The sequence below is a fragment of the Steroidobacter sp. genome, assembly GCF_016790065.1.
Classification (GTDB): Bacteria; Pseudomonadota; Gammaproteobacteria; order Steroidobacterales; family Steroidobacteraceae; genus Steroidobacter.
Map to the genome: position 1 here is coordinate 1 of NZ_JAEUPY010000713.1, position 4,447 is coordinate 4,447.

The 4,447-nt window shown below is 60.6% G+C and carries 3 protein-coding genes; all 3 read right to left on the reverse strand.

Annotation, left to right across the window (positions count from 1 at the left end):
• Nucleotides 1–58: 58 nt before the first annotated feature.
• A complete protein-coding gene (locus tag JNL55_RS29275) occupies nucleotides 59–2,647 on the reverse strand; it encodes a TonB-dependent receptor (protein ID WP_293862986.1) in 2,589 nt (862 codons plus the stop codon).
• A 120-nt stretch (nucleotides 2,648–2,767) separates the two neighbouring features.
• On the reverse strand, nucleotides 2,768–3,850 hold the full coding sequence (locus JNL55_RS29280; protein ID WP_293862988.1) for a FecR family protein: 1,083 nt from the start codon (nucleotides 3,848–3,850) through the stop codon (nucleotides 2,768–2,770).
• Nucleotides 3,847–4,377 (reverse strand): RNA polymerase sigma factor, encoded by a 531-nt coding sequence (locus JNL55_RS29285; RefSeq protein ID WP_293862990.1) that lies wholly within the window; start codon nucleotides 4,375–4,377, stop codon nucleotides 3,847–3,849. Before JNL55_RS29285 ends, JNL55_RS29280 begins: the two co-directional genes overlap by 4 nt.
• Nucleotides 4,378–4,447 lie beyond the last annotated feature (70 nt).

Sequence of the window (4,447 nt, forward strand, 5' to 3'; positions counted from 1 at the left end):
GTCTCAGCGTTGAGATTTTCTGGCGTGAGCGTCAGTAATGAGAGCAGAGCAGCCGCGATTACCATTGCTTGCCCACCTCGATGGCCACGAAGCGTCCCATCGCCGAAGCGTTGGTCGGGTCGAAATTCAATCCTTCGACGCCGGCAACGAACGGCGGATCGCGATCGAAAAGGTTCTGAGCGCTCAGCGACAACCGCGTGCCACCGAACCAGCCCGCCGCTGTTTCAGGCACGCGATACGCCACGTTCAAATTCACTGTCGTCCAGGAGCTAACCCGGCTGCGCGTGGCGGGGCCGTAATAAGGCGCCACGGTCCGGACGTCTCGATAGCTATCGGTGAAGTCGACGGAGGTGCCCAGGTCCCACTGCGCACGTTGCCACGACAACGAGCCGCGCAACCGCAACTGCACCGGGTAGTAAACCGTATTGAGCAGCTCGATCTCCGGAGTCGTCGAGGTCGCCTGATCGGTCAGGTTCAGCAGCCGCGTGCCCGAAAGACTGGAAACTATCGAGCCCGCGCCGAGTTCACCTCGCCACGAAACATCGAAGTCGATGCCGTCCACTTTGCGGCGCGTGGTATTGCGCAGCCGGTTGTCCACGATTGCACCGATGTCTGAGGGCGTCAGTCCTCTCGAATCGTAAAAGCCCGGCGTGTTAAACAACGCAATCACGTCGGCCAGCGCCGGACTGCGTTCGATCATCTGGCTGTAAGCCCCCTCTCGGGACAGCACCGAGCTGAAGTATTCGCTGGGGATCGGAGCGGCGATCCGATCCTGGAAGTCCATACTGAAATAGTTGATGGCAGCGGAAACGCCGGCAGCCTGCTTGTCTGCGAAGCTCAAACCGACCGTCCAGGTGCTGGCTTCTTCCGGATTGAGGTCTGCATTGTTGCCAGAGCGATAGACGAAATAAGTGTAGCCGGTCGCGGAAGTGGGATCCGTTGACCGCCCGGTTTGCACCCCTGTGTAGGCTTTGTCGGCCAATTCCCAAAGCAGCGGTGCGCGGAATGAAGTGCCATAGGTACTGCGCACGCTGAAGTTGGGTGTCGGCATCCACAGCAGCCCAACCTTCGGGTTCGTGGAAGAGCCGAAGTCACTGTATTGCTCGTAGCGAGCCGCGAGGGTCGCCTCCAACGCTGCGATTCCGGGCCGTGCATTGCGCCGCCCGACAAATGGCAACAGCATTTCGAAAGAACCAGCACCCACATTGCGCGTCAGAGTTTCATTCGTGGGCCGGACCAGGGCGACTGTTTTGAAGGTCTCGTGGCGAAACTGGCCATTCAACGCCACTCGTGCTTCACCACCCGGCAGCTCGAACCAAGCGCCATCGGCCTGCGCTTCCACTGTGGACGACGACGCATGGCCGACGAAGTTATTCCTGGTGACGAACGGCAGCCGTGTGACGCCGAGATAGTCGGTGCGCGTTCCGCCATAGCTGCCGGAAAAATCCGCCTGCCAGCCACCGGCTAGATCCATCCGCAGACCCGCCGTGCCGCTGAGCACGCGAACCGAAGACTGCATGTCGTAGATGTAGCCGTAACTCAGGTTCTGAGTGTTCTCACGCTTGCTCGCGAGCGAAGTGCCATACAACTCCAAACCTTCGCCGAGCCGCTGGTTCACGGACAGCAAGGCGCTGCGCCGGGTTTGCGCACCTACCAGGTCAGTCGGTGAAGGCACCGTCGCAGTAAAAGCCCGATCACGCGATTGGAGCTTCGAGGCCTCGCTGAAATCGCCGGTCAGCATCACGTTGCCGGAATCCCAGCGATGCCCGAAGGTGTGGGTGGCCTGGTAGTTATCAGGCTCGCCGCGAGTCGCCATGCCATAGCGCAACCGGGTTTCATTGCCCTCGAAATTCTTGCGCGTGATGAAATTCACAACGCCACCCACAGCGTCCGCGCCGTAAATGGCAGACGCGCCATCGGTCAGCACGTCGATACGTTCCAGCGCCGACAAAGGAATCACCGAGATGTCGACGGCCTGGCCCAATCCGGTGGGCGCGAGGCGATTGCCGTCCAGCAAGACCAGGGTCGATTTGGTGCCCAAGCCGCGCAGGTTCAGCCCGGTGCCAGCGCCTGTATTGTTCGTGGCGCCTTCGCCGCCAAACCCGCCGACGCCCACCACCGTGTTCGCCGATGCGCCCCCGGTAAAGATTTGAGTGATCGTTCGCATGAACTCTTCGGTCGAGCCGAGCCCGGTGCGAGCAATGTCTTCGCGCTCGAACGTGACGAGCGGCGACGCTGAGTTCTGCGCGCCGCGGATGCGAGAGCCAGTGACGACTACCTCGGCGAGTTCATCGACTTTGGTTGGCGATGGTTGCGATCCATTCGACGAGGTCGCTGCTGATTCGTCCACGATGGTGACGGTGGAATCGTCCAGGTAATGAAACGTGAGCCCAGTGCCGCTCAACAACTGAGTCAGTGCTTCTGTTGCCGTCAGATCGCCTGCTGCTCCGACAGTGCGCGCACCACCGATGATTTCGGTTCGATACAACACTTGGAAGCCATGATCCCTGGCGAGCTCTTGCAGCGCTGGTCCCAACCCCTGCGCCGAGATATGAGTCGTGCGTCGTACTGCCGCTTTGACGTCAGCCGCAGTCGACAGGCCCACCAGAGACAAACAAATGGCCGCGGAAAGAATACTCGTGCGCACTATGGCTCCCCTGCCTCTGACGAGGCTTGTTGTAACCGTCTGCCACCACGGCGGACTGATGGGTGCTATAGAGCGCTGTGCCTCCAAAAGTGGACATGCTGAAAAAATCATGAGCCGCATTCACTTCGCCGAGATCCGGATCTCCGTCTCGGTCTCGACGACGTCGATGCCGTCTTGAGCACGCAGGAAGCGCAACAGCGACGCTGGATCGCTCGAAGAATAGACGCCACTGATATGGAACGTTGCGAGACTGGCGTCGCGGATCACCAACTGACGTCGACTGTAGCGATTGAACTCTTCCACCACCTGCGTCAACGGCGAGCCATCGAAAATAATCAGACGATCCGTCCACGCGACCGCAGCCGCGACGTCGGCCTGCACCGGCGTCGGAACGCTTTCCGGTGTAATCGTGGCCTGTTCGCCGGCGCCGAGCAGCAGCGTTGAGTTCTTGGCTGGAGGCTCTATCGGACGGGCGCTTCCCGAAGAGACCTCGTCGAATGACTCACCCAAGTGCATGACCGCCACCCGCCCTTCCAACACAGTGACCGTAGTGCCGCTCTTGCGACGGTACACATCGAATTGCGTGCCGACGGCGCGTACCTGAGTGTCGTCACTGCGAACGATGAAGGGCCGCGCCTTGTCTTTCGCGACTTTGAACAGCGCTTGACCGTCCAGCAATTCAACAAGCCGCTCATCGTCCTTCATGCTCACGCGAATGCGCGTGCGCGCGTTGAGATCGATGGTGGAACCATCCGTCAGCGTGATCGACCGTTGCTCACCAAAATCGGTCGAGTAACTATCGCCTCGGAACTGCGACCAGGTAAGCGCGCCAACGACTGCCAGCAGCAGCGACGCAGCGATCGCCAGCCCTCCTCTGCGCCGAACTCTCTGCGTCGGCGCCGCCAGCATGGCCGGACCAACAGCCGGTGTACTCGGCAACGAGACAACATTCGCATCGGACCGCGCGTAGGCAATGAGTGCTTCCGCATCCACCACACCGCTGGGATTGATCGCCGGCAGTTCGGCATAGGTCCGCGCGATCTCCAGGTAAGCCTGCACATTCTGCGGCGACCGTCGCAGCCAAGCGTTGAACTCTTCGCGAGCCGTCGCATCCACGTCGTCGACCCGAAACTCGACCAGCCAATCGGCCGCCTGCGCCAGCGCTTCCTGACTCAACTCGGATTTTCCTCCGGTAGTTTTCATCGAGCGTCCTCACTCGTCTGCTCACGGACGTTGCGACAGTGCAGAAGCGCCTGCGCCAAGTACTTTTTCGCGGTCCGCCGAGCCACGCCCAGCTCGTTACCGATTTCTTCGATGGAATAGCCGGCAAAGCGATGTAATAAGAGAGTGGTCGAGACTCGCGGCGGGAGTTCGGCCAAGGCGCGCTCCAGATCCTTTATGCGTTGCTGAATCTCGACGTTGGCAATCGGATCGTCGCCGGACGTGAGTTGCAGGTCCGTGAAGATCTCAGCAACGTCCACCAGCACCGGCAACGACGATTGCCGTAACGTGTGTTGATGAACGACGTGGCTGGCGACGGTGAACAGGTAAGCTTCCGGGCTACGGATCGCCTCGTGATGCTCGACGCGTAACAGCCGCAAGAACACTTCCTGGGCCAGATCCGGCACGTCGGCACTGTTACGCAGACGCGCCGACAAGAACCGCCGCAACCGGAGTCCATACCGTACGGCGATCGCCGCTACGAAGCTTTGTTGGCGCTTAGCTGACATCTAGCCCTACCGCTGACCCACCCATCCAACGGCCTAAGAGCGTTGGCGCGCGAAAAGTGGACATGGTGCC

Coding starts and splice junctions, on each gene's coding strand:
- JNL55_RS29285 (WP_293862990.1), bottom strand. CDS start 4,377: ATGTCAGCTAAGCGCCAACAAAGCTTCGTAGCGGCGATCGCCGTACGG.
- JNL55_RS29280 (WP_293862988.1), bottom strand. CDS start 3,850: ATGAAAACTACCGGAGGAAAATCCGAGTTGAGTCAGGAAGCGCTGGCG.